This window comes from Emergencia sp. JLR.KK010 (assembly GCF_037018265.1).
Classification (GTDB): Bacteria; Bacillota; Clostridia; order Peptostreptococcales; family Anaerovoracaceae; genus Senimuribacter; species Senimuribacter intestinalis.
In genome coordinates this window covers 913,060-939,001 of the sequence record NZ_CP143550.1, presented here as the reverse complement: position 1 = coordinate 939,001, position 25,942 = coordinate 913,060, and the positions used below count along the sequence as shown (strand labels likewise).

Sequence of the window (25,942 nt, the reverse complement as noted above, 5' to 3'; positions counted from 1 at the left end):
TCTCCTACGATTAATACAATCCGTGACGTGATATATACGTTTCCAGCTCTTTCATTTTAGTTCGCTGTTCGTCTCCAATAGAGCGATATACCGTTGCCACTAACATCTCTGCAAGCGCCACTGGCGCAACGTAAGAATTGTTAATTGTCATACCATCTACACTGGACAATAAAGCAACATCTGCATTTTTACAAACAGGTGCTGTAATTTTATCTGTCAGCACAATTACCTTGGCACCCTTCCTTAAAGCGATTTCAAGCACTGTCATTGCCATCTCCGCATATCTTGGAAAACTACTTAAAATAAGACAATCATCCTCTGTAATATCAACTATGGTCTCAAGGGCACTGGACTCAGCCTCATCAATAATTCGCACATCAGAAAAAACATCGCTCAGTGCACGTAAGATATGCACTACTGATACAGACCCACGAAAGCCTGTGATGAATCTACGATTGGCTGAAAGAATCAAATCACTTGCACGTTCAAATGACTGTATACCATTTCTCTCAAAAATACTTTCCAAATTTTCCTGCATGTTATGCAACATTTGTTCATATAAGTTTTCCGATAAAATGATAGAACGCTTTTTGTCAAACCGTTTGTATGGTGGCATGCTGTTCACGCCTCCATTATGCTTGATGTCCTCCTTCATAAAATCAACAATAAAACTCTGCATATCACTGTACCCAGTGAATCCCAGTTTTTTCGCCGTTCTTATGACAGATGCATCACTGGTTCCAATTAACCTTCCTAGTTCTAGCGCCGAGGTCAGACAAACATTATAATAATGCTCGGAAATATACTCGGCAATTTTACTTTCCGTTGCGGTCAGCTTTGCTTTTTTAATTCTGGAATCAATTCCCTTATTCATAGAAGCTCCTGTAGTGTATACAACAAAATATCGATAAATTGTTTTCTTCGTCAGTATAAATTCTGTCGTGTTTGTTGTAAATATAAAAATTCAAAATTTTTAAACTCTATATTTTTATAGTATTTTCCCCATTTAATCTCAAAAACACGCATCCTTTGCTCTTATATTATTTCACTTATTCGGATATTCAATCGTTTTGTAGCGGTTGTAGTGCAACAAAAAACAGCCACTCCACGGTGACTGTTTTTCTAACTTTAATTCTTTTAATTACAATATATCAATATGCTCTCCTGCCAGTGCCTTGTTCATACTGCGCACAGCGCAGAATTTTCCGCACATGGAGCAGGTATCCTCATGCTCTGGTTTTCGTTCTTCACGGATTGCCTTCGCTGTTTCCGGGTCAATGGCACATGCCCACTGTGCCTCCCAATCCAGTTCTCGTCTTGCATCCGCCATGCGGTCGTCCATTTCACGAGCGCCGCGAACGCCCTTTGCGATATCCCCTGCGTGGGCTGCGATTTTGGAAGCGATAATCCCCTGTTTTACGTCTTCCACGTTTGGCAGAGCTAAGTGCTCTGCTGGAGTTACATAGCAGAGAAAAGCTGCGCCGGAAGCTGCTGCGATAGCCCCGCCGATAGCAGAGGTAATATGATCGTAACCCGGGGCAATATCTGTAACAATCGGACCCAGCACATAAAATGGTGCGCCGCTGCAGATGGTCTGTTGCAGCTTCATATTCGCCGCAATCTGATCCATCGGCATATGTCCAGGTCCTTCTACCATTACCTGCACATCTTTTTCCCAGGCACGCTTTGTCAGTTCACCCAGACGCACCAGCTCTTCAATCTGGCAGACATCGGATCCATCGGCAAGACAGCCTGGACGGCAGGCATCTCCCAGAGAAATAGTTACGTCGTACTCTCTACAGATATCCAAAATTTCATCAAAGTACTCGTAAAACGGGTTTTCCTCACCGGTCATAGTCATCCATGCAAAGACCAGAGAGCCGCCGCGGGAAACAATATTCATCTTCCGCTTATGCTTTTTAATCTGATCGATGGTCTTTCGGGTAATGCCGCAGTGCAGCGTTACAAAATCCACGCCGTCTTCTGCGTGCAGTCTCACTACATCGATAAAATCTTTCGCAGTCAGCGTATCCAGATCCCGCTGGTAATGAATCACGCTGTCATAGATCGGCACCGTTCCAATCATGGCAGGGCATTCCGCTGTCAGTTTGCGGCGAAAAGGAATTGTATCTCCGTGAGAAGATAAATCCATGATGGCATGGGCGCCCATATGAACCGCCGCCATGACCTTTTCCAACTCTACGTTCATATCCTTGCAGTCTCTGGAGACACCCAGGTTTACGTTTATTTTCGTCTGCAGCATAGAACCGACTCCCTCCGGATCGATACATTTGTGATTTTTATTGGCGCAAATCGCCACTTTGCCAGACGCCACAAGAGGCAGCAGTTCTTCTGTCGTCATGCGCTCTTTCTTTGCTACAATTTCAAGTTCCGGGGTTACAATCCCTTTGCGTGCAGCTTCCATCTGTGTTGCATATGCTCTCATTTTCGTTTTTCCTCCTTACGTATCTTCGGACATCTGCAGCCGCCGCAAAAAAACAAACTGCCAATGTCCCCGCAGGTCCATTGGCAGTAAATCGTCCATATTTCCCTACGTTGGCATTATCCAAATCAGGTTGCAGGTCGAAGCAGTATCAGCTCCCTCTCAGCCCATTACTATGAGCTCCCTTTTTTATATTTATATATTTATCTTAGCACTGTATCTTACAAATTGCAAGAAATTCTTTACAATCTGATGCGGTGGCACGCGACTGCGGTATGCGTTACGCAGCTCGCCATCCGCAAGACGCATTTATCAGCCGCACTTAGAAAATCCACAGTTTCTGCAGATCACACAGCCGCCTTCATGTTCCACTACACTTCCGCATTCCGGGCAAGCATGAATCTCACTGGCAGATGCTGGTACTTTCTGGCTCTGCTGTGCAGGTACTGCTGCAGCAGTTGGTGCTGCCGACGCTGCGGTTTCACCTGACTGTTCCTCAATAATCTTAGAAACTTTCATAATCACCCTTGCGATAGCGTCTGGACAGGATGTGCAGCCCATACCCTGCTGTCTGATGGTAGACGGACATCTGATTCCCTTCAGCTGATCATAAACTTCCTGAATAGAGATACCGCTGCGCAGCGCTACCGATACCAATCTCGCTGTAGCTTCGCTCTGGCTTGGGCAGCCGCCGGCTTTTCCCGTACTGGTAAACACTTCGCAAATGCCGTTTTCGTCGTAGTTGGTCGTCACATAAAGGCTTCCGCAGCCGATTTTCATCTTTTCTGTAAAGCCGCGGGTTACGTCAGGACGCGGACGCGGTTCGATATGACCGTAGCGTTCCTCCTGGCAGGTCGGGCAAGCTGCCGCAGTCTGCGCAGATGCACCTTCTCTGTTTACCTTGCCGATATTAAGTACCTGCTCTTCTCTGCTGCCGTCACGATAAATAGTCACACCCTTGCAGCCTTCTTTGTATGCCAGAAGATATGCCTCTCGCACTTCGTTTCTGGTGGCTTCCTTAGGGAAGTTTACAGTCTTTGAAACGGCGTTGTCCGTATGGCGCTGGAAAGCTGCCTGCATTTTAATGTGGTCAATCGGCTTGATATCGTGTGAGCAAACGAAAACATCGCGCACTTCCTGCGGGATTTCCTCACAGTGAGCGATAGTTCCCTCTGATGCAATTCTGCGAAGCAGTCTATCACTATAAAGCCCCAGTTCTTTCAATTTCTCTGTTAGAACCGGATTCACCTCAATCATCTCTGTGCCATCCATAATATTGCGGATAAATGCGTAGGCGAAGACCGGTTCTACACCGGAAGAACATCCGCCGATGATAGAAAGCGTACCGGTCGGAGCAATGGTAGTCACCGTCGCATTTCTCATAGCCGCCCCATCCTTTAAAGTGCTGACCGAGAATAACGGGAAAGTTCCGCGCTTTGCTGCCAGCTTACTGCTTGCCGCATGACCTGCTGTATTGATATACCCCATGACTCTTTCAGCAAGCTCCACAGCTTCATCAGAATTATATGGAATACCCAGCATTAAAAGAGCATCTGCCCATCCCATTACGCCCAGTCCGATTTTACGGGACGCACGGGTCGTTTCTGCAATCTTATCCAGAGGATAATTATTGGCGTCAATGACGTTGTCCAGAAAATGCACTGCCTGCTCTACAGTTTCTCCCAAAAGACGGAAGTCAAATTCATAGCCCGTCAGCGTTTTTCTCAGCATCTTCACCAGGTTAATGGAGCCCAAGTTGCAGCTTTCATATGGCAGCAGCGGCTGTTCTCCGCACGGATTGGTACTTTCAATTTCACCCTGCGTCGGGGTCACATTATCGCGGTTAAGCCTGTCCAGGAAAATAATGCCCGGCTCTCCGTTTTTCCACGCATGGTCAACGACAAGGTCGAAGACCTTTTCTGCGCTGAGATGTCCTACCGCTTGCTTTGTCTTCGGGTCGATGAGATCATAATCACTCTGGCTCTCTACCGCTTCCATAAAAGCTTCCGTAATACCAACACTAATGTTAAAATTTGTAATCTCTTTATTGTCTGCTTTGCAGTTGATAAAGTCCAAAATATCCGGGTGATCAATTCTAAGTACACCCATGTTAGCACCTCGTCTAGTGCCACCCTGTTTCACAGCCTCCGTTGCCGCATTGAATACCTTCATAAAGCTGATAGGTCCGCTGGCAACGCCGCCCGTAGATCTAACGGCTGATCCACTCTGACGAAGTCTTGAAAAAGAAAATCCCGTACCCCCACCAGACTTATGAATCAATGCCGCATTCTTTACAGAATCAAAGATTCCTTCCATACTGTCTTCCACCGGCAAAACAAAGCAGGCTGAAAGCTGCCCCAAAACTCTACCCGCATTCATCAGAGTCGGGGAGTTTGGTAAAAAGCGCAAATCCGTCATCAGTTCGAAGAACTGATCGCTGAGCGCCTTCGTATCCGTCGTGTTATCGTATTTTGCATCTGCTGCAGCGATGGTATCTGAAACTCTGCGAAACATACCTTCTACTGTTTCCGTCAGGTTACCTTCTCCATCTTTGCCCAGATATCGTTTTTCCAGTACTGTTAAAGCATTCTTGCTGATTTCTGAAATTGCCATATTTTCCTCCGCTATACACTTTATATATTGTCACAGAGATAATTATATCACTATATGTAGTGTATAGCAACAAGTTCTTCCAACAAATTCACGATAGCTTTATAAGAAGACTGCGCACGCCGCAATTTATCCTATTTCTTAAAAGACTAGCAGCGGAACGAAAGAAATTCTAAAATAGGTCAATTTCCCCTATTTTTTGTAGGTCAATTTGCCATAATAGTTCTAGAAAGGAGGCGTGACAGTGAATAGACTCAAAGAACTTCGAAAGAAAAAAGGTCTTACTCAGGTCAAAGTGCAAATCGAAACCGGTATAGACCAGGCTGACTATTCAAAGATGGAGCATGGCAAACGCTATCCTACAACGGAGCAGGCAAAGGAACTGTCCTTTCTCTTTGAAACCAGTCTCGACTATATCTATGGCATCACTGACGATCCCACGCCTTATCCCAGATCAAAGAACGCCGTACCGAAAAAGAAGCGAAAGGATTCAGAGCCTAAAATATAAAACCTCCAGAAGCTGCACCATACAGGGTGTCATCTGGAGGTTTTTGTTTTGTTTCAGGAATTATTTTACTGTCACTTTGCACGTTTTGGAAAGTCCGTTACTTGTTTTTACAGTTATGGTTGCTGTACCTTTCTTTTTCTTTGCAGTAACCACTCCTTTGCTGTTTACGACAGCAATAGTCCTGTCTGAAGAAGTATAGGTCAACTTTCTGCCGTTGACGCCACTCTTAGAAAGAGTCGCTTTCAAGGTAAAGGCTTTCCCCTTTGCGAGACTCTTCTTCGAATAGTTCAGTTTTAGACTGCTAACCGCATTAACAGTGCAGGTTGCTTTCACCAGTACATCATTTCCTGCTGCGTCCACCGCATATACCGAATAAATGCCCGGAATGGTTAGGGTTTTGCTGACCGTCCCATCTGCACTCAAAGAAAGCTTGGTGCCTGCCCCGCTTCGGAAGTAGGAAAGAGACTGACTGCCCCTAGCATATCGCACAGTTGGCAAAAGACCACTGTCATCGCTTGCTGCGATTTTCAGTTTCTGTTTATAGGAACCGCTGATTTTAGATACCGATGCTTTTAGCTGCGGTGCCTTGACATCAATCTGATAATCATCTTCACTGTAATCTGTCAGCGACTTATATAAATCCAAAAATCTTCCCGACACCACTCTTCCGTTTAGAGAACTCTTTCTCTGGGCGCCGGAAAGAAGCAAATGGCGGATACCTGCTGCGCTGATATCTTTATAGTAGGAATGCAGCACCGCTGCCGCCCCCGTTACAAAAGGAGCCGCCATGGAGGTTCCTGACATATCATCATATTTATTGTTAGGAATTGTACTGTGAATCACGGTTCCCGGCGCCGCAATATCTACAGATTTACTGCTGTAATTGGATTTACTGTTCAGTCTGCCATTGCTCTGTGCATTGCCGACACAGATTACATTGCTCAAGTCATAGCAGCCCGGATAAATCGGCTTATTGTCCAGATTCAGTCCATCATTTCCTGCTGCGCAGACAAACAGCATATCTGATGCCGCAATGGTCCTATACAAAGTCTCATCGTCGACATAGGAACCCATGCTCAAGTTGCAGATATCTGCACCGTTTCTCTCTGCATAGCGAATAGCTCTAACCACATCGTAGCTGTCTCCAAGTCCCTTCGGACCTTCCAGTACCTTTAAATCCATGATGGAAACTTTGCCTGTAGCAGAGGCAATTCCGGCAATCCCATTCCCATTATTAGTAGCTGCGCCGATAATGCCTGCACAGTGAGTTCCATGCGCATAGTAGTTGTTGATTGCGCCATCGCTGAGAGGTCTGTTTTTGGCAAAATCATATCCATGAACATCATCCCGATAGCCGTTTCCGTCATCGTCCCTATCATTTCCTGGGGTTTCTCCAGAATTTACCCAGATATTTGCAGCTAAATCGCTATGCGTATAGTCCATACCGGTGTCGATAACTGCCACTACAGTTTCGCTCATTTCATTCAGATGTTCCATGATAAAATCATAGCTTTCTTCAAAACCGATATCCACGCCGGTTTCTTCATTATGCAAGCCCCACTGCAAGCCATAAAAAGGATCATTAACCCTTGTCGCTTCATATACAAAATTCGGCTGTACAGAAAAGTTCTCTGCCTGCGCCTCCAAATCCTCTCTAATCTGATCTTCTGTAATACCGTTTTTGACCTTAATCAGTGCCAAATCGGTTCCATCAAAGCTGATGTCCTCTACATAAGACGGCAGCTTCAGCTCTGACAAATCTGAAGTGGCTGTTAAGATATATTCCTGCTTTCTGACCTCTGCAGAGGTATCTCCTGCTGTATCCGTACCAAAAGAAATCACCGGCACCATAGTTACACCCAGTGCCATGGCTAAAAATAAAACTATGCCTTTTTTCTTTAACCTTTTCATTCTGTTGCCTCCGATTTTTCGCTTCTTTTCTCCTCCATCCGCTCCTCTTTTGCAATATTGACTGCCTTGATGTGCGGCATTTTATGATTCGGATCGGTGAGGAATACGTACAAATATATAGTCGCAATCCCTACCAAAACAAAAGCGTCTTTATAAAGCTCTCTGCTAATCAGCACAGCCGCCATTCCCATGGTTGCACTAACGCCGTAAAGCATCAACACAGCTCTTCGCTGTCCGTATCCCGATGCCATCAGCCTGTGATGCAGATGACCTTTGTCCGCTTCCATAATCGGACGCTTGTTGACAACTCTGCGCAGAATCGCAAAGAATGTGTCAAAGATTGGAATACCAAGCACTACAACCGGCACCACAACAGCAATGATAGTCGACCGTTTCAGCGGTCCTACCACCGACAGCGCAGCAATCATAAACCCGAGAAACAGCGAGCCTCCGTCTCCCATAAAAATCTTTGCCGGAAAAAAGTTAAAGGGCAAAAATCCCAAACATCCGCCGGCAAGAGTCAGCATAGCAAGGCAAACAATCATCATACCATACTGATCTCCATGAATATAGGCAACATAGGCAATGCAAAGGGCAGAAATCGCTGCGTTTCCAGCCGCAAGTCCGTCCAGTCCGTCAATGAGATTGATGGTATTGGTAATCCCTACAATCCAAAGCACCGTCACGATAAAGCAGACCACTTCCCCGAAAAGGAGCTTTCCTTCTCCAAAATAGTTTGCAATGAACTTAATCCGAAGCCCCATATAATACATCAAAATCGCAACCAAAAGCTGCCCGCCGAACTTCAGTTTCGCGTTCAGATTCTTTAAATCGTCAACCACGCCCAGAATATAGATCATAGTGCCGCCGATCAAAACCGGTATCATCTTTTCATTATCGCCTGCATAAATTGCAAGAGAACCGATAGTTCCCACGAAGATTGCCAGCCCGCCAAAGCGAGGCATCGCCTTAGTGTGCATCCTTCGTCCGTCCTTCGGCACGTCAATCGCACCGATTTTAGGAGCAATCTTAATCGCAACCGGCGTAAACAAAAGTGCAAGCGCAAAAGCTGTTACAAAAGCCGCCAGCAGCGTCAGTCTCGTAATTTCCATAAATCCGTTATCCTTCGTATTTGTATTCTATTAGTCCAGCATGACGATCTTAAGACCCGCTTCATCTAAAATCTCTACAGAAAGCTCATCTGGATAACCCTCTTTTACCACAATGCGTTTAATTCCTGCGTTGATGATCATCTTTGCACAAATTACGCAAGGTTGATTGGTAACATAGATGGTCGCATCTTCGATGCTCTGGCCCAGCGTTGCCGCCTGGATAATCGCATTCTGTTCCGCATGAAGCGCTCTGCAAAGCTCATGGCGCTGTCCCGATGGAACTCCCATCTTCTGACGCAGGCAGCCACCCTTTTCGTCGCAGTGGGCAATGCCTCTGGGCGCGCCGTTATATCCTGTGGCCACAATATGTTTGTCCTTTACAATAACCGCTCCAACCTGTCTGCGCAGGCAGGTAGAGCGCTTTGCTGTCAGCTCTGCCATCTGCATAAAATATTCATCCCATGTAGGTCTGTTATCTTTTGCTAAAATCTTCGTATCAGCCATGATCGTCGTTCCTTTCTTTCATTGGTTTTTCATCGTAATATATTTCCACCAGGTACAAGCCCTGGGGTGGTGCTGTGTGCCCCGCTCTCTGTCTGTCTGCCGACTGCAGAATTGCCGGAATGTCCTCTGCAGACTTCTTCCCTTGTCCAACTTCTACTAAAGTACCCACAATAATCCGCACCATATTGTAGAGAAAGCCATCGCCGGTCACCTCTATGTGCATCTCTCCTGCCACAGGTTCTTTGATCTGAAGGTCATATATCGTGCGCACGGTAGTCTCGCGCACGGTTCCCCCCGCAGCCTGGAAACAAGCAAAGTCATGAGTTCCCTCGATAAAAGCTGCTGCCTTACGCATAGGCTCTGCTGCCAAAGCGGCTTTCAGGTGGTAACAGTAATTTCGCGAAAACGCGCTGGCTGCGCTGCCATGTCTTAAGATATACCGATAAGTCTTCCCCTTGGAGTCAAACCGTGCATGAAAGTCTGCCGGCATTTCTTCTGCCCTGATAATCCGCACATCACCGCAGGCGTATCCGCTCCCCAGACTCCCTGCCAAATAGTTATTGACTGCCAAAGGGATTCTGTCAGTAGGAATCCCAAACTCACCCCGGAAAGACGCCCGCTGGGAAAGCGCATGTACACCGGCATCGGTACGACTGGTACCGTTTATCTGTACTGGCTTTCCGCACACATAGCTCAGCGCCTTCTCCAGTTCGCCCTGCACCGTCCGCACGCCGGGCTGTCTCTGCCAGCCGGAGAAACCTGTTCCGTCATATTCAATCGTCAAAAGAATATTTCTTTCCATGTTTGATTCTAATGCCTTACTTTCTCGGAAGCTCAATCTGCTTGTTGTCCTTAGACTCTCTGTACAGGGTGAATTTTCTTCCAATGGCCTGAACAAACTCTGCTCCCAGTTTCTCGGCAATTTCATTGGCGGTTTCCTTCGGGCTCAAAGTGCAGCCCTCCTGAATCTTCACTTTTACCAACTCTCTGCAGTAAAGTCCGGTGTCAATTTCCTTGACGATATTCTCCGTCAGTCCCTGTTTTCCAATATATACCGTAGGGTCTGTGGTTTGTGCAAGTCCTCTCAAAAAACTCCTCTGCTTGCTTGTAATCATAAATCTATCCTCATTTCATCTTAATTCTGCATTCAGTCCGTTATAGTATACCATAAAACTTGTCACTTTGTGCGAAGAAAACGTAAAGTTTAGAAAAAAAGAGGACAGTTCACATCGGAACTGCCCTCTCTTCTATAAGGAAGCATATTATTTTATTGTTCTCCACGCTTTGGTAGACCACTGTGTATAAATTTTCTGCTCATCAATCTGCTTATATCCTCTAACTTTATAGTAATATCTGCTGCCTTTTTTCAGTTCTTTGTTATTGATATAAGTCTTCCTTGTCGTCTTGAAGTACGGAGTCTTTCCAAAACCGGAATATCTCTTTGTGGATTTGAATACTTCATAGCCGTCAAGACCCAGCGCATCTACGTTCGTCGGAACCTTCCAGGTCAGTTTTACTGCCTTTTTGCCATGCAAAGTCGTCAGCGCAGAAGTGAGCTTAATCTTCGCATCACGAACCGCTGCAATAATCTCATCGGAAGGCAGAGGATCCAGTGGTGTGTCAGGCTCTTCAATATCGGTATCATCTCCGTTACCTCCGCCTATAATACCGCCTGCTGACGGATCCTTCTGATAATCTGCGGTATAGTACCAGAGAATTTCATCTCCCTGCTTGATCTCATAGCTGGTCAGTCCCCTGTCAGGCAAAATGCCATTGACCTTATAGAGCCAGCCGGAATTTGCGCCCATGGTCATTTCTCCCAAGGTCACGCCGTCTTTAGTCATAGACTTTACATAGCCCTTTTCAGCGCCTACCTGCGTAATTCCGCTGCCGTCCAGCGCTTTTACAAAGGCATGGTAAACGGTGCTGCCTTCTTTTACGGTGACGGTTTTCTTTTCCATCCATATGCCGTTATGACTCTCAACGCTTACAGACACGGTGATATCCTTGTGACTGTCATCCGGTGCCGGCGGTACCTCTACAGTGCCCTGACCGGTTGCATGACCTGGACTAACAGCTGCATTCCCAAAGTCATAGAAGTTGTACGCATTCTGTCCGTCATACTTTTCCAGTGCAATCAGTGCACGGAAACCCTGTTCCGTCGCCAGAGCATTGTCACTTCCTCCGTAGGTAAACTTCAGTGTTTCCTCGTTGACATAGCTCAGCATGCCATCCACGACGCTGGCACCAGAGGCTGCTTTCCATGCAAATGGATTTTCACCTGCTGCCAAAAGTCCGATGATCACCATAGCGTCCGCATTGGCATTGCCAAAGGAACCGTTATCCTGCTGCACCGTTTTCAGCGCCGCAAGAATCTGTTCTACGACCGCCTTCGCCTCTGCGTCTGTATCACAGTAAGGTGCCAGAGCCGCCAAAGCTGCTGCTGCCGTGTCTACATCGTGGTAGGTCTCGCCATTCCACTGATAGCTGAACAGTCCGTCCTGCATGTTGTCCTTCAAAATCTGTACCAGAGCGTCCCTCTGACCATCGGTCAACTTTACATTGCCCTGATATTCACTAAGCAGAATCCAAGGCGCACCGTAATAGCCACCCTGCAGAAGATCCATAGCAGTCAGCTTCTTGCCGTTGTCAATCGGAGTCAGACTGTTGACTTCGTAAAGTTTGCTGCTGTCAATACCCATAGCGCGCAGCACGATTTCCAGTCTTGCTCGATCAGAAGCAGTTGCCTCATCGCCGGCAGCCTCTGCAATCAGCAGGTTCAGTGCATTCTGCAGCGTTTCTTCATCGGTCTTTGCCGTCTTTCCTTCTAAAGTCTCATAAACCGCCATATCCATTACGGTCCATCCATCACTGGTCTTTTCATAAGAGGCAGCGATTGCATCCATCAGTGCAGCTCTCTTTTCACCGCTGACAGGAAGCACTACTGTCATCTTCTTAGTATAGGTGCCGTTTACCTCGTCAGTCAGCTTCAGTTCCACCGGAATGATAATCGGTTTTTCCGTATCATTGTTCATCCTCAAAGTCAGGCTCTCACCTCCGGCAAGATACTTATCATAAGCACTATCTACAGTGTAGACCGCTGTAATCCCCTCTTCCGGTGTTTCTCCCTCTTTCAAAAGGGTCAGTACAGTTTCTGCTTCTACAGACTCAGAAACCGATAAATTATCATATTTCTTCGCTTCATCCTCTAAATTCTTTATTGAAAGATTTACGCCGAACATTTCGTACAGCTTTTCACTGACGTCTTTCATAGTTGAAAGCGTCATATCGCTTAGTTTTTCCTTCTCTGCCTCGCCGGTAAACTTGCTCTGATTTCCGCAGATATTCAGCACACCATCTGCGCTTACGCAGTTTCCGTAAGCATCCTTTATGGTTACCTGATTTGCCATACCAGAAAGCTGACCACCTAGTTCGCCTGCAAAGCCTGCATTATAACCCTGTCCCGATGTTCCATTTACAATAACCTTTCCTGCACCGATGACAAAGTCTGCTTTGCTGATTGCGCCGGCAAAGCTTCCTGTATATTCCGTACCAGTAACAGTACCAATACTGTAGCAGTTCTTTACGGTTCCGTCACTGAATCCTGCAAAGCCACCGGTGTGGTTGTCACCTGTTACATCGCCATCTGCATGGCAATTGTAGATATCGCCGGTGTTATCTCCTACAAAACCGCCAGTATATACGCCTTTTTCTGCCGTAACTGTACCGACAGCCGCACTTTCTGTAATGATACCGCCGTTTTCGCCGACCAGACCGCCGACCTTGTAAAGACCTGTCACAGCAACATCAGCACTGCACTTGTCGATAGCACTTGCAATAGTAAAGAGCGTATCTTTGTCATACTCGCTGCAGTTCTGCCCTACAAGACCACCTGCGCCGCCCGGATTCTTTCCAGCTGCGCTGACTTTTCCGCTGACCGTGCAGTTTCCAATCAGATTTGCCTTATTGTTCGCAACATCTTCTTTATCAAGCTGCGCACCTGCAATACCTACAAGACCGCCGACCTGATTCTCTCCAGTTACATCCACATTCACAAGGTGCAGATTCTTAATCGTCGCACCATAGATCACATTGAAGAAACCTGTTCCGTTTCCGCTGCCTACTATTTTCACATTGGAAACAGTATAATTTTGCCCGTCAAAGACGCCGGTAAACGGAGTGTTTCCACTTCCAATGCCGGAGAAGTCTACACCTGCAAAATCCAAATCACAGGTCAAACGATAATTCTTTGACAGCGTATCTGCGTCACTGCTTGCCGCCAGAGCCTGCAGTTCTTCAACAGATGAAATATCAATCCATTCAATCGCTTCGCCCTTTGTCAAGGCATCCCAGGTCGGTCCTTTGAAAAGATTTTCTGTGGTGCCTTCGTACCACAAAAGCTTATCGCCGTCCTTGACATTAGCAAGGGAGGCGCTGACATTGGAAAGCTTGTCGTTAATACTAAACATCCAACCATCCGGAGATTCCACAGCATAATCATTGATGGTGTGAATATACCGTCCGAAGGTTTCTGTCGTTTTATAAGCATAGGTCAGCTTTTCCTGTTCCACTGCAGCATCCATCAAATCGACTACTCGTGTATTTCCGTTGCTGTCCATAGTAACAGAAATTTCATCACCCAGCTGTGAGAAAGTATAGCTGTTCTTGTCGTAAACCGCTAACGCAATCTTTACTGTAATCTCAGTCGTCTTTGCCTTTTCAGGTGCCTTTACAGCAACCAGATATGGCATACCGTCGTTCTTTTCTTTATCCTGTGCAAAAATACCTCTGCCTTGATCCAAAAGGCGCAGGAAAGCGTTTTGACGCAGCTCGTCTGCTGTTTTAGCCTGCGCATAATCATCCGGCAAAGACTCACTGCTATAGTAGCAGTTTTTCACTTCTTCACTGATATCGGTCGAAAATGCCGAATCTGGCTTTCTCGGACTGATAAAACCATGACCTTCGGTGCCGCTTGCAACAGTCACTTTACCCGCAGCGTAGCAATTTTCATAGATATTACCTTCAAATACAGAACTTCCCACAAAACCGCCAGAGTAGCTTCTTGCAGAAACATTGCCCAGCGCAAAGCAGTCACGAATGGTTCCGCCATAGCCCAGACCCAAAAATCCGCCTGCATATTCGCTGCCCGTGGTTACATCCATGGAAGTCCAGCACCGCTCAATGACAGCCCCCTCTTCATTAGCACCAACAAAGCCAGCATGACCGGTTGCAGAACTAGCGTTAGAAGTCAGGCTGCCGCCTTCCACATAAGAGTCTCTGATAACACCATAGTTTCTGCTGACCATACCGCCCAGCACCGCACCAGTATCCGCAGTAATATTACAGTTGATAACACCGCAGGAAGCGATGGTACCAAAGTTGTTCAGCGCCACAACTGCCGCATTGTCAGAGAACAGCACGTTGGCATTTTCGATGGTTAAATCGTATACCAGCCCTGTTGCACCGATATAGGCAAACAGTCCTGCGTCATTGTTGCTCAAAGTCAACCCCTTGATTTTATATCCGTTACCATCCATGGTTCCCATAAACCGGTTGGTCACGTTACCGATGGACTTGGTCTTTGTCTGGTCTGCTGCTGCAAGTTCTGCGAAGTCGATGTCTGCTGTCAGATAATATTTCTTGCCCCAAGCGATTGTCTGCTGACTGGTCTTATCTTCCTGGCTTACCGCTTTGTCTTCCACATTGGCAAGGTCAATCCACTCTTTTGCAGAAGAAATCGCAATCCAGTCAGATCTATCTGTATCCGCACCCGGAATTTCCGGATTTCCAACCACATATTCAGGGCTGTACGCAGACTGCGCACTCATAGCGTAGCCCGCAATCATGCCGTTTTGTCCCGATTCTGCACGAACTGCAAAAGCGTATCGCTTATCAGCTGTAAAATATCTGCCGAAATCGGCGCTGGCAGCATCCGGCGCCAAAAGTTCCTGCGTCAGCACAGTATATGTCGGATTTTCTTTAGTACCTGTGACCTCATACAAAATCAAAGAAAGGAAATCCGCTTTTTCGCTGTCAGAGGACCATTTTGCGACAGCGCCGTCCCATCTCAGATTGTACGGTTGTCTCAAATGGTTATAGCACGCATCTTCGTTTTCTGCATTTAGATCAGCTGCCATCGCTGTATCTAAAAGGATCATCTCAGGTGTTACGTAGTTACTATCCTCTTCTGCCACAGGGTTTACTGTTACATAATAACGCCCTTCACCTGCTTCTATAATATCTTTGCTGAAATCATACGTTTCTTCAGTGACACCTGACACATCCTTGATCTTCTCCACACCTGGAACATAGTAACCCAGAGCGATATCATGCTTGCCATCATTCACAAGTCCCAGCAGAAATTCTGCCCGTTTATTCTCAGCGCTTTCTGTCTTTCCATCAGCTTCCTTTGCCTGCTGTACTGCATCTTCCAGCTGCTCAAAGAAGGCATATTCAGCTTCGGTCATGGCATCAATAATCTTCTGTTCATCAATGCACATGAGTTTCTGTCTTGCATTTAAAGCTTCACTGCGAAATTCTGCCAGTTCCTCTTCCGACAGATTTTTCCATACAAAGCCTTCCCTCCAAAGGGATAAAGTATAGCTTTCTGCATGGGCTACTTTATCCCATCTTACGACCTGCCGATGAAGACGCATCATACCTTCTTCCAGGCTGTCAGGATTAAGGTACCTTTCCTCAAAAGCTTCCCAAGCTACATTCTGTGCCGCTTCCAGGGTGATCGGAGCCTCTGGTTCACTTGCTTTCTGCCAAGCCAGGATTGGATATCCATCGTTAGTGCCCGCTGCAGTTTTCCAAAGTACCGGCTGCCTGTCACCGTTCAATGTATCCGCCAATTCCTGCAGCTGCGCTGCACTTACTGCCTGCGCCTTGCTATCTGCAGAAAGGGTATTCAGATAGTAAATATCCGCTATAGAAGCACTGTAACTGCTCACTGTACCAAAGGCTGCGTTTCCGCCATTTACCTGTCCTATGGTATAGCCTTTTTCAATGTCAGCAGCTGCATAAGCGACCAGACCGCCCACATTGCCGCTGGTACCGGTAACTGTGCCTGTGTTGTAGATGTCGGAAACTTTGCCATTGGCATGACCGATGACGCCGCCTACATTTTGCTTTCCGGAAACTTCGCCTGCATTATAACAAGAAGATACGACTGCATAATAGTTATATCCAGTAATGCCACCGATCTTTTCTGCCTGACTGCCGCTGATGGTTCCATAGTTAGAGCAGTTTTCCACGCTTCCGTCTTCCACTTCACCTACAATACCGCCGACATAATATTTATAGGCAGTTGCTGTTAGCGTAACATTTGCATAGTTATGGCAGTTTACTATATCAACATAATCACCATAACCCAGGATTCCGCCCACAAAGCCGTAGCTGCTGCTGACGTCGCCTTCTATTGTCAGATTTTCAATCACCGCATGTTTACTGCTGGTACCCTTGATATAACCGAAAAGTCCCGCATAATTGCTGTCTTTTTCGACTTTCAGACCAGTAATCTTATGCTCTGCACCATCAAAAGTGCCTGCATAGTTACAGCCTGTCGTGCCAATAGGCTGCCAAAGATTTTCACCCAGATTGATATCATCGGTCAAAACCGCATCATAATTCTTGCCGGTTCCGTTATTGACCTGTGCTGCAAACCACGCCAGTTCTTCTCCGGTAGAAATCTGATATACGCCATCCTTCTGCACCGGTTCATCCATTGACTCCCCGTCCCAGGCAGTGGAAATCACCATAAAGACAGGTACAGCAGTATCGCTGTCTTTGATGGATATGGTTCCTTTGACGGTTGCATAGCCTTTTGCCTTTACGGTATATGTATAGGTTCCTTCCGGCAAAAGGTAGCTTCCATCTTCTGCTGCCATGATATTTTCGCCGTTCATCACCGTGATAACCGCTGTCACACCGTCAGGGATTCCCATAAAGGTTACACGATAGCGCAGTGCATCCTGCAGAATGATATTCTCTGAAATGCCGGTTTCACCAGCTTCCGCCGTCACGTGAATGGTTCCAGTTTCAGTAGTTTTTCCGAAGGCTTCTGCCGTATATTTGTAATCTCCTTCTGTCAGGGAATAAGTGTAAGTTCCGTCCTTTTCATCTGCTGCTGCAACGGTTTCTCCTTCAGCATCTTTTAAAATCAGCTGTGCGTCCTTAGGCTCCACCGATAATACTACCTGGTATCTTGGCGTGGTATCCTGCCAGCTTAAAATCGGATATCCATCGTTGATCTGTGGTTCCATATCTTTTAGGAATCCTGATCCCAAAAGCGCCACAAAATCACCTGATTTTAATTCCGCATCGGTCTTTGCTTCTGCATTGGTGTCACTTCCGACAATATCCAGATAATACAGATTGCTAACCGCTCCAGAATTTTTCTTTCCCACTGCAGGGTGCGTATTGGAGCCTGTTGAAATCACGTTTCCTATAGTATAGCAGTTGGTCACCGATGCGCTGTAGTCGTCGATCAATCCAACTAAACCGCCCGTCTGACCTACTGTATTAATCACATCACCTCTATGGTAACAATCTGTGATCGTTGTTGCATAATAGATTCTGCCAACCAGACCTCCAACATTAAAGCCATTGCCGCTGACAGTTCCTAGATGTGCGCAGCCCGTCATTGTCAGCATGCGTCCGCCGACATAGCTGACTAAACCGCCGACATGCCCTTTACCGCTTACATTAACACTGCTCAGACAATTTTCTATTACAGTATTAGCCCCTGTCTGCGCTGCCAAGCCTGCTGTATAGTCTCCGCCTTTTACACTTCCGCTAATGGTCAAATTTTTTATCTCTGCTTCACTGACATATCCAAATAGCCCCTGATAACTGCTTTCAGAATCAATAAAGAGTCCGGAAATCGTATGTCCGTTGCCGTCAAAGACACCCTTGAACGTTCTGCTGCTGGAGCTTCCAATCGGCGTCCACTGTTCTTCTCCTAAATCGATGTCCTTTGTCAGTATGACCTGCATTCTGCTGTTATAAACGCCGTTAACCTCCTGTGCCAGCCATGCCAGATTTGCTCCGCTTGCAATTTCATAGAAGCCGTCTGCATTTTTATTAGGCTCTTCCACATCATCGCTGCCACCCCAGGCAGTCTTTGCGGTCAGCGGAATGGTGATAGTTTTTGTACCGTCAGCTGTTTCTTCCGCCAGACTGATTTCGCCTGTTACTTTCGCATAATTACTGCTTCTAAAATTATAGCTGTAGTCGTATCCAACAGGCAATTTATAAGTCAAGCCATCGGTTTCCGGCTCTATTGACCTATCACCTGCTGTTACGGTCAATTTGCCATTTTCAATTTCCTGTCCGTAGAGCTCATCGCCATAATTAAAAGTAACTGTGTATATAGGGTTTGCTTTTAACGCAATTTCCGTCTCTTTTGCAGCTCTGTCAATTGTGACTTCGCCTTCCTTCGGAGCATAGCCAAAGGAGCTCACTGCATAGGTATACGTACCGTTTACTACTTCGTAAATGTGCTTCTGTGCATCCTTTGGCGTCAGAGCTTCTCCATCAGCATCCTTTACCAGAAGGTCTGCTTCCCCCGGAACCAGACTGAAGGACATATCATAAACATTTTGTTCCAGCGTAATCTTCTGAGTGATGTCTTTTTTGCCTATGACGATAGTGCCTTCCCTGTCGCCGTAATCTGTAATGTCATCTCTCTGAGACACACAGTAAGAATGAGAACTTCCTGATGGAAGAGATGAGAAGGTGTACACGCCGTCTTCGTTTTCTTGCTGTTCTTCACCGTCAAAGATGAGTTTAGCATTTTCCGGCACTAACTGCAGAGTGATACTGTAAGTAGCATTGGGATCCTGCCATTTCAGAATCGGATAGCTTCCCGTCTGATTCTGAAAGCTGCCGCCCAGTTGTCCTGCAAGACTCTCCATTTCTTCTGTAGATTTTCCCTCAATAGCTGCCAATCTCAGATTTGTCGCTTGATCTCCTGTATACTTCGTACTGTCATAGTAACAGTTTTCAATATCTACAGCACAAGAAGAAGATCCAGCATAGGCAAATCCATAAAGATACGCATCTTTTCCTACCATGTCCGCTGCTGCATAAGAATTTTTTATAGTACGAGTATATGCGCTGTACGAATTACCAATCTGTCCAATAAGTCCCGCGCCTGACCCGTTTTTTGTGTCGATGGAAACATCCGCATAACAATCTGCCACAGTCCAGCTGCAGTAGCCGCTGATATTTCCCACAAGTCCGCCCAGATAGGAAGAACTGTATGCGTAGCTGCCCGCTGTCAGTTCTGCCCTTGCAAAGGAGCTTTCTATGGTGCAATTATCTCCGATATAGCCAACTAAACCGCCCATATTAACCGCCTGACTGGTGGTACACACAATAGTTCCATTTAAAACACCGCAATTACTGATACTCGCAGCGCCGCTTATTTTTCCTGCCAGTGCGCCAACGCCATAGCCGGAGCCGCTGGATACTGCATTGGTAATACTGCAATTCTCCAGCATTACTCCGGTAACCTCTGCGCCGCTTCCCAGTTCTGCAAACAGTCCGGTATTTCCCGAAGACGTAATGCTGAGATTTTTAATCGCAAATCCGCCTCCGTCAAAGGTTCCGCTTCTCAAGCCGTTAATCGGCCGCATATCGATACCCTCCATATCGATATCCGCCGTAAGACGATAACAGCCGGTCAGTGTGGTTCCACCCAGCGATGACAACTGCCGCCCGTCAGAAATTAAATAAGGATCTGCTTCTGTACCCGATCCTGTTATCTCTGATACAGTCTGTGCTTCTGGTATATCTGCAGCAAAAACGCCTGCCGGCGCCATACTGATCAGCATCGTCACGATTAGAAACACTACCAGAAAACGGTTCCCTGTTTTTCTTCTCATGTCCTTTCCTCTCTTTCTTCAATTCATCATTTATCTAAACACCTTACCGGTGATCTATACAAAATAAAAAGACTGTAAAAAAGCATTCTCCACTTTCTCACAGTCCGTATTCCTGTACAAAAAATACTTCTAAATGTTCCTCCGACATCTACAAGTTGTCCTCTCGTGCATGTCTCCTGGCTCAACGCTAAACCGTTCTGTCTTCCTTCCCAAAGGCCATATTGGCTCCAGTGGCATTATAGGCAGAACTCACGTCTCACAGTGGCGGGACCGCGCAGGACTCTCACCTGCTTCCATCTTAGCTTTCTCAAGACGAAGTACAAACACTTAAGTCTTGGAAAGAACACGAAATTATTCTGACATTTTATTCAATTGTAATATATTCTACCCTTATCAGAGAAGATTGTCAAGGCTCTCTTATAGCAGTAGCACCAGCATGTAATCCCACAAAAAAATCAAATGGATTGCCGCGGCCAGTGCAATATACGGCGCCATCGCAACAGTATCAGTGCGTTGGATTTTCTTTCTCACAAGAAGCCAGATTAGATGCCCAGCACTAAAGAGTGTAGTCATCACAAATATCAGCAGTATTCCCCGAAGCCCGGCAATCAAACCCAGCGCCGCAAAAAGCTTGATATCTCCACCGCCAAGAGTATCTCTGCGATACGCCAGCTTGCCAAGTAGTGCAGTGGCACCCATACTACCAAATCCGGCAAGCCCTCCGTACAAACAGTCTTTCCATCCATCATGAAAGGCAATAAATCCCATGGCGGTTACCGCAAGAAGCAGTACCAGCTGATCTGGTACAATCCGATACTTAGCATCAGCCACAGCAATTTCCAAAAGCAGCCAAAGACTGCAAACTGCCGCCACCGCAAACTGCCAATCGTCTATTACCAATTTAATATCAATGACAACAAACAGCATGGTAAGGATAAATTTCCATGGGTAACTTTTGATGCGCTGTGTATATGGATCTTTCAGTGCATCGGATGGCTCCTCGTCATAGTCGCAAAGCCACTGCGCCGGCATTTTGTTAAAGAAATATACTGCGCCGTTTCCTGCGAAAACGCCGACCAAAACCGCCGCAAGACATTTTATAATTATGATTAATGTATCAGTCATATTTCTTCTCTCTTTCTCACTTGGTATCTTACCACAAAATTGTATCTCGCAAAACAAGTTTCTGCGTCTTTCTACGTATAAGCAATTCGCCTTCTGCACATAGTATCAGTAACTTTATTTGATTGCGAGGAATTTATCATGCAGGACAAACAAGGTCTTGGACTTTTTAAACTAACTTTTTTTGCCATCGGTACAACGCTGGCAAGCGGCGTTTTCAACATGTTCAGCGATATGGCAAGAAACGGCGCAGGCACTCTTTCTGTACTTATTGGCTGGGCCATCGCCGGTATCGGCATGTACAGCCTTGCCATGTGCTTCAACAGGCTCAGTATCGTAAGACCCTCTCTGAAAAGCGGCATTTTTGCCTATGCAAAAGAGGGTTTCGGCGCTTACATCGGATTTAACTCCGCCTGGGGCTATTGGATTAGTGCGATTCTATCGCAAGTGTCTTTTGCGACACTGCTCTTCGCTGCGTTGGGTCAGTTCATGCCCTTGTTTGCCGGCGGCAACAATCTGGCTTCCATCGTCTGCGCATCTATTGTGGTTTGGGGCTTTACTTTTCTTGTGATGGGAGGCGTGCAGGAAGCGGTTACCATTAACACGATTATCGTCATCGCCAAAATCATCCCCATTCTTGCATTTATTCTATTTGTTATTTTTCTCGGTGCTTTTGATCTGGATATTTTTCTGGACAATTTTATGGGCGAGGATACCGGCTATTCCCTGGGCAAACAAGTGCTGGAAACCACCTACACTACAGTTTGGATTTTTACGGGAATTGAGGGAGCGGTCGTCATTTCTGCCCGTGCAAAAGCGACTGCTGTCTCTGGGAAAGCCACTACTCTTTCCTTCCTGTCACTGCTGATTCTCTATGTACTAATTTCTATTCTCAGCATGGGTATTATGCCAAGGAGCGAACTTGCCGCTCTGGGCGACCCTGCTATGGCTGGACTTCTTTCCTATGTTGTCGGACCTTTCGGCGCAACCCTTATCAACATCGGTGTAATTATTTCTATCGCCGGCGCCATGTTTTCTTATACGATTGTTACCGCCGACAGCGCCTATGCGCCAGCACTGCATGGCTGTTTTCCTGCTTTTCTCCAGAAAGAAAACCGGCGCCATGCGCCCAGCGCAGCGCTGCTTCTCACCGCAGCCATCATTCAGGTGCTGCTGATTATCATTTATTTCCAGTCCTCTACCTATCAGGCTCTGTACACACTTGCAACCAGCGCCATTATGATTCCGTTTGTGCTGTCTGCCCTGTACTGCCTGAAAACCTGCTTCGAAGACAGCCGCACCGGTCACAGCGCTCCTGGCTTCAAAGACTGGCTCATTTCCGCCCTCGGTGTCATCTACGGCTTCTGGATGCTGTACGCCACAGGCATCAGCAATATCATCATCTCAGCCCTGATGTTTGCACCTGGTGCCTTATTTTACTTCTGGGCTCGCCGCGAATCTCACAAGAAATTCTTTGAAAGCGCGCTGGATGTCGGTGTCTTTGTCATCATCATGGCGGGATTTGTGTATTCCTTGGTGTGGTTTTAGGCGAAATGACACTTTCGTTCAAAACTTAACTTAAAGTGTCATTTTTAAAAATCGTGTAATCGATAAAATGGCACTTTTATTTTAATTCTATTACCATTGTGTCACTTTTCAATTGAATAGAGAGATTTCTCCTATACGAAATGTATTTTCTTCAGTTTATACCACAACCAAAATCTCTCATTTCCGAGTTTTTCCCGGTAACTATGCACTTCAACCTTAAAATTATGACACTATCTCCAGCTAATTCATTGCATTGTGTCACTTCCCCAAAAACCAGATTCTAAAAAATGACACACCCATATCAAAGCTTTACCAAAAGTGTCAAATCTGCAAAAACCAAAACTCTATCTGAAGTAAGGCAGCAGTTGCGTCCTTACAATTTCATCGATATATTTACTGCTGCAGTTTCCCTTTTCATCATCCTGCGTCAAAATCAGGTTTCGCCCGATTAAAAAACCATACTTCTGATACAGCATTAGCTTTTCACCAGTGCGAATGCTATATTCCTCGTCCTTTAAAAGTCCTAAATGTTCCCAAATAATAAATCTTCCATCAGGAAGTTCAATGGTGAAGTCCGGTTCAAAATAATAACCTCTGTTATTTTTGTAAGGAAATCTCCTTTCATAGAAAAAGGGAATTCCATATTTAACAAGAGTATTCACAATAATCACCTCCGATTTTGATCGAACGTATAGCCCACAAGCGGTTTCATGGATATGATATTTTTCATCAAAATTCAACTGAACCGGCTGGTTTTCCTCTGTTGTTACCCTCTTCATTCCTACATACTTAAATGCGTCCCTATAAGTTTGAGGAAATCTCCCCATTAGGTCCGCTAATTGATTTTCTCTATAGGCTTTCTGCAGTGCCTCCAGCGCTGCAATATTTTTCTCTGTAGTACGAAATATTTCTTCATTCAGTTTTTTCTTCGCAAGCCGTTCTATTCGTTTAAAATCATCTGTGATATTTTCTGCACGACTTCTTCCAGTTTCATTCCTGCACGCGTAAAACGCCACGCCATTCTTCCGCGGTCTGCTTTTCAAATAGCCTTCCGGCGCACGTGCACGCGCCCGCTCGCTTTGATAAAGCAGTCTTCGCTGCCCTTTCAGTTCTTCTTCTACCAAATCTAAGAATGCTCCCATAATCACACCTCCTTTTCTACCATGATACCACAATCCCCTTCCAAGCGCAAGTTTTTATTTCCATAAATGTAAATAAAAACCATTTCAACCTCGATAGAAAACCCCCTTGCGGGTTTTAGGCGCAAAGGGGTTTCAGCCTTCTCTAAACTCTAAAATACTACAGTCAGCAGCATTTTAAAGCGTTCCTGCCCATATACTGCATGGGGCGTTTTTGCAGGCATCACGATGGTCTGCCCACATTCCACGACAAAGACTTCTCCATCTATGGTAATCCGTCCGGTTCCGTCAAGCACCGTTACCATGGCGTCGCCCCCGGACTCATGGGTGCTGATTTCCTCGTCCTTCTCAAAGGCGAAGAGCGTCAAGCTCACCGCATCGTTTTGTATCAGTGTCTTACTGACTACCTGTCCCTGCTGATACTCAATTTCTTCAGCCAGCGCCAGGACTTTGGATTTTTCGATATTTTTCATCTTGCCGCTCATTTTCTGTTTCTCCTTATTTTGCAGGCTTCCAGGAACTCTTCAAATCGACAATCCGATTGAAGACTTTTTCAGTATCTGTCGTCAGTTTGCTGTCTGCTACATAATAGCCGTGACGGAAAAATTGGAACCGCTCGCCCGGCGCCGCCTCCGCCAAAGAAGGCTCAGCGTAGCCCCAGGTTTCCTCAATAGAATCAGGATTGAGAACATTCTCGCCATTTTCATCCGGCACCATCAGGTAACTGTAGTTGCGAATCTTTACCTTAACTGCAGTCTTCGCGTCTACAAAGTGAATGGTTCCCTTGACCTTGCGACCTTCAAATCCGCTGCCGCTTCTTGTTTCCGGATCATAGGTACAGCGCAGTTCCTTGATGGAACCGTCTTCGTTCTTGACGACCTCTTCACACTTGATGAAGTATGCGCCCTTAAAGCGAACTTCGTTACCCGGGAACAGTCTGAAATACTTCTTTGCCGGCACCTCCATAAAGTCTGCACCATCCACATAAAGTTCTCTGGAAAACGGAATTTCACGCACACCCATCTCCGGCACTTCTTTGTTATTTTCAAGTTCAATCATCTCAGTCTTATCTTCCGGATAATTGGTGATTATGACTTTAATCGGATTTTCAATCACATTTCTGCTCTGTACTTTGGTCTTTAGGTCCTCACGAATGCAATGTTCCAGCAGGGAAATGTCCACTGTGCTGTTGGATTTTGCAACGCCTACTCTCTCGCAGAAATCGCGAATGGATTCCGGCGTATAGCCTCTTCTGCGCATCCCTGCCAAAGTCGGCATTCTCGGATCATCCCAGCCGTCTACCACGCCATCCTCTACAAAGCTGCGCAGGTAGCGCTTGCTCATCACGGTATTGGTAATGTTCAGTCTTGCAAATTCAATCTGCTGCGGCAGGTTTTCCCACCAGCCGACCTCCTTCAGCACCCACTCGTAAAGTGGCCTATGATCCTCAAATTCCAAAGAACACAGGGAATGCGTAATACCCTCGATGGCATCCTCAATCGGATGCGCAAAATCGTACATTGGATAAATGCACCATTTATCTCCCGTGTTGTGATGCAGCGGGCTGTGGGCGATTCTGTAAATAACAGGGTCTCTCATATTGATATTAGGCGATGCCATATCAATCTTCGCGCGAAGCACGCGCTCGCCGTCTGCAAACTTACCCGCTTTCATCTCCTCAAAGAGACGCAGGTTTTCTTCCACGCTCTGGTTTCTGCACGGACTCTCCTTGCCCGGCTCTTTCAGAGTGCCGCGGTATTCCTTAATCTGCTCAGCATTCAGGCTGCAGACATAAGCCTTGCCCTTCTTGATTAGCTCGACCGCTGCCTCGTACATCTTGTCGAAGTAGTTGGATGCCCAAAGGAGCTTATCCCACTTAAAGCCTAGCCAGTGAATATCCTCTTCGATTGCACTGACATATTCTACATCTTCCTTGACCGGATTGGTATCGTCATAGCGCAGGTTGCACATGCCGCCGTACTTCTCAGCGGTTCCGAAATTGATGCAAATCGCCTTAGCATGCCCGATGTGCAGGTAGCCGTTAGGTTCCGGTGGAAAACGGGTATATACCTTGTCGCCGTTCTTCTGCGATTCCAAATCCTTATCAATAATGCTATGAATAAAATTCGTTGAAACAGGTTCTGTCATAGTTGTTT

At 46.3% G+C, this 25,942-nt stretch carries 15 protein-coding genes and 2 riboswitches; of the genes, 2 read left to right on the top strand and 13 right to left on the bottom strand.

What is annotated here, in order from left to right; translation table 11 throughout:
- Window positions 1-10: 10 nt before the first annotated feature.
- The 3 genes from V1225_RS04385 to V1225_RS04375 all read right to left on the bottom strand — a co-directional run bounded on the left by V1225_RS04385 (window position 11) and on the right by V1225_RS04375 (window position 5,056).
- Window positions 11-874 (bottom strand): MurR/RpiR family transcriptional regulator, encoded by an 864-nt coding sequence (locus V1225_RS04385; RefSeq protein WP_338547655.1) that lies wholly within the window; start codon window positions 872-874, stop codon window positions 11-13.
- 267 nt (window positions 875-1,141) lie between these two features.
- Window positions 1,142-2,446, bottom strand: a complete 1,305-nt coding sequence (thiC, locus tag V1225_RS04380) for a phosphomethylpyrimidine synthase ThiC (RefSeq protein ID WP_338547654.1) — start codon at window positions 2,444-2,446, stop codon at window positions 1,142-1,144.
- An 84-nt stretch (window positions 2,447-2,530) separates the two neighbouring features.
- A riboswitch (TPP riboswitch) is annotated at window positions 2,531-2,640 on the bottom strand.
- Between the two features lie 115 nt (window positions 2,641-2,755).
- A complete protein-coding gene (locus V1225_RS04375; RefSeq protein ID WP_161909057.1) occupies window positions 2,756-5,056 on the bottom strand; it encodes a vitamin B12-dependent ribonucleotide reductase in 2,301 nt (766 codons plus the stop codon).
- A 241-nt stretch (window positions 5,057-5,297) separates the two neighbouring features.
- Between V1225_RS04375 and V1225_RS04370 the strand changes: the two genes are divergently transcribed.
- Complete coding sequence (locus V1225_RS04370; RefSeq protein WP_160201758.1) at window positions 5,298-5,561, top strand: helix-turn-helix transcriptional regulator; 264 nt, start codon at window positions 5,298-5,300, stop codon at window positions 5,559-5,561.
- A 60-nt stretch (window positions 5,562-5,621) separates the two neighbouring features.
- On the opposite strand, the gene V1225_RS04365 is transcribed toward V1225_RS04370, so the two are convergent.
- The 7 genes from V1225_RS04365 to V1225_RS04335 all read right to left on the bottom strand — a co-directional run bounded on the left by V1225_RS04365 (window position 5,622) and on the right by V1225_RS04335 (window position 21,102).
- Complete coding sequence (locus tag V1225_RS04365; RefSeq protein WP_338547653.1) at window positions 5,622-7,472, bottom strand: S8 family serine peptidase; 1,851 nt, start codon at window positions 7,470-7,472, stop codon at window positions 5,622-5,624.
- The gene (locus V1225_RS04360; RefSeq protein ID WP_338547652.1) at window positions 7,469-8,584 is read right to left on the bottom strand and encodes an MraY family glycosyltransferase; all 1,116 of its coding nucleotides are present in this window, start codon (window positions 8,582-8,584) and stop codon (window positions 7,469-7,471) included. Before V1225_RS04360 ends, V1225_RS04365 begins: the two co-directional genes overlap by 4 nt.
- A 30-nt stretch (window positions 8,585-8,614) precedes the next feature.
- Window positions 8,615-9,088: a cytidine/deoxycytidylate deaminase family protein gene (locus V1225_RS04355; protein ID WP_160201755.1), complete on the bottom strand. Its 474-nt coding sequence runs from the start codon at window positions 9,086-9,088 to the stop codon at window positions 8,615-8,617.
- On the bottom strand, window positions 9,081-9,890 hold the full coding sequence (truA, locus tag V1225_RS04350) for a tRNA pseudouridine(38-40) synthase TruA (protein WP_338547651.1): 810 nt from the start codon (window positions 9,888-9,890) through the stop codon (window positions 9,081-9,083). The genes V1225_RS04355 and truA overlap by 8 nt, the downstream gene beginning before the upstream one ends.
- A 16-nt stretch (window positions 9,891-9,906) precedes the next feature.
- Entirely contained in the window at window positions 9,907-10,203 is a 297-nt protein-coding gene (yhbY, locus tag V1225_RS04345) for a ribosome assembly RNA-binding protein YhbY (RefSeq protein WP_160201753.1), read from the bottom strand.
- 147 nt (window positions 10,204-10,350) lie between these two features.
- The gene (locus V1225_RS04340; RefSeq protein WP_338547650.1) at window positions 10,351-19,977 is read right to left on the bottom strand and encodes a DUF4430 domain-containing protein; all 9,627 of its coding nucleotides are present in this window, start codon (window positions 19,975-19,977) and stop codon (window positions 10,351-10,353) included.
- Between the two features lie 148 nt (window positions 19,978-20,125).
- Window positions 20,126-20,317, bottom strand: a riboswitch (cobalamin riboswitch).
- A 77-nt stretch (window positions 20,318-20,394) separates the two neighbouring features.
- The gene (locus tag V1225_RS04335; protein WP_338547649.1) at window positions 20,395-21,102 is read right to left on the bottom strand and encodes an A24 family peptidase; all 708 of its coding nucleotides are present in this window, start codon (window positions 21,100-21,102) and stop codon (window positions 20,395-20,397) included.
- Between the two features lie 138 nt (window positions 21,103-21,240).
- Here V1225_RS04335 and V1225_RS04330 point away from each other — a divergent pair, with 138 nt between their 5' ends.
- A complete protein-coding gene (locus tag V1225_RS04330) occupies window positions 21,241-22,647 on the top strand; it encodes a basic amino acid/polyamine antiporter (protein ID WP_338547648.1) in 1,407 nt (468 codons plus the stop codon).
- A gap of 344 nt (window positions 22,648-22,991) precedes the next feature.
- On the opposite strand, the gene V1225_RS04325 is transcribed toward V1225_RS04330, so the two are convergent.
- From V1225_RS04325 to V1225_RS04315, 3 genes are all read right to left on the bottom strand, one after another.
- On the bottom strand, window positions 22,992-23,789 hold the full coding sequence (locus V1225_RS04325) for a hypothetical protein (protein WP_251631355.1): 798 nt from the start codon (window positions 23,787-23,789) through the stop codon (window positions 22,992-22,994).
- Window positions 23,790-23,938: 149 nt separating this feature from the next.
- Window positions 23,939-24,271 (bottom strand): cupin domain-containing protein, encoded by a 333-nt coding sequence (locus V1225_RS04320; protein ID WP_160201748.1) that lies wholly within the window; start codon window positions 24,269-24,271, stop codon window positions 23,939-23,941.
- A gap of 13 nt (window positions 24,272-24,284) precedes the next feature.
- Window positions 24,285-25,934 carry a glutamine--tRNA ligase/YqeY domain fusion protein gene (locus V1225_RS04315; RefSeq protein ID WP_338547647.1) on the bottom strand — a complete coding sequence of 550 codons (1,650 nt, stop codon included), beginning with the start codon at window positions 25,932-25,934 and terminating at the stop codon, window positions 24,285-24,287.
- Window positions 25,935-25,942: the final 8 nt, after the last annotated feature.

Excerpts from the sequence above, each read along its gene's own strand:
- V1225_RS04385 (WP_338547655.1), bottom strand. The coding sequence starts at position 874 with ATGAATAAGGGAATTGATTCCAGAATTAAAAAAGCAAAGCTGACCGCA.
- thiC (WP_338547654.1), bottom strand. The coding sequence starts at position 2,446 with ATGAGAGCATATGCAACACAGATGGAAGCTGCACGCAAAGGGATTGTA.
- V1225_RS04375 (WP_161909057.1), bottom strand. The coding sequence starts at position 5,056 with ATGGCAATTTCAGAAATCAGCAAGAATGCTTTAACAGTACTGGAAAAA.
- V1225_RS04365 (WP_338547653.1), bottom strand. The coding sequence starts at position 7,472 with ATGAAAAGGTTAAAGAAAAAAGGCATAGTTTTATTTTTAGCCATGGCA.
- V1225_RS04360 (WP_338547652.1), bottom strand. The coding sequence starts at position 8,584 with ATGGAAATTACGAGACTGACGCTGCTGGCGGCTTTTGTAACAGCTTTT.
- V1225_RS04355 (WP_160201755.1), bottom strand. The coding sequence starts at position 9,088 with ATGGCTGATACGAAGATTTTAGCAAAAGATAACAGACCTACATGGGAT.
- truA (WP_338547651.1), bottom strand. The coding sequence starts at position 9,890 with ATGGAAAGAAATATTCTTTTGACGATTGAATATGACGGAACAGGTTTC.
- yhbY (WP_160201753.1), bottom strand. The coding sequence starts at position 10,203 with ATGATTACAAGCAAGCAGAGGAGTTTTTTGAGAGGACTTGCACAAACC.
- V1225_RS04340 (WP_338547650.1), bottom strand. The coding sequence starts at position 19,977 with ATGAGAAGAAAAACAGGGAACCGTTTTCTGGTAGTGTTTCTAATCGTG.
- V1225_RS04335 (WP_338547649.1), bottom strand. The coding sequence starts at position 21,102 with ATGACTGATACATTAATCATAATTATAAAATGTCTTGCGGCGGTTTTG.
- V1225_RS04330 (WP_338547648.1), top strand. The coding sequence starts at position 21,241 with ATGCAGGACAAACAAGGTCTTGGACTTTTTAAACTAACTTTTTTTGCC.
- V1225_RS04325 (WP_251631355.1), bottom strand. The coding sequence starts at position 23,789 with ATGGGAGCATTCTTAGATTTGGTAGAAGAAGAACTGAAAGGGCAGCGA.
- V1225_RS04320 (WP_160201748.1), bottom strand. The coding sequence starts at position 24,271 with ATGAGCGGCAAGATGAAAAATATCGAAAAATCCAAAGTCCTGGCGCTG.
- V1225_RS04315 (WP_338547647.1), bottom strand. The coding sequence starts at position 25,934 with ATGACAGAACCTGTTTCAACGAATTTTATTCATAGCATTATTGATAAG.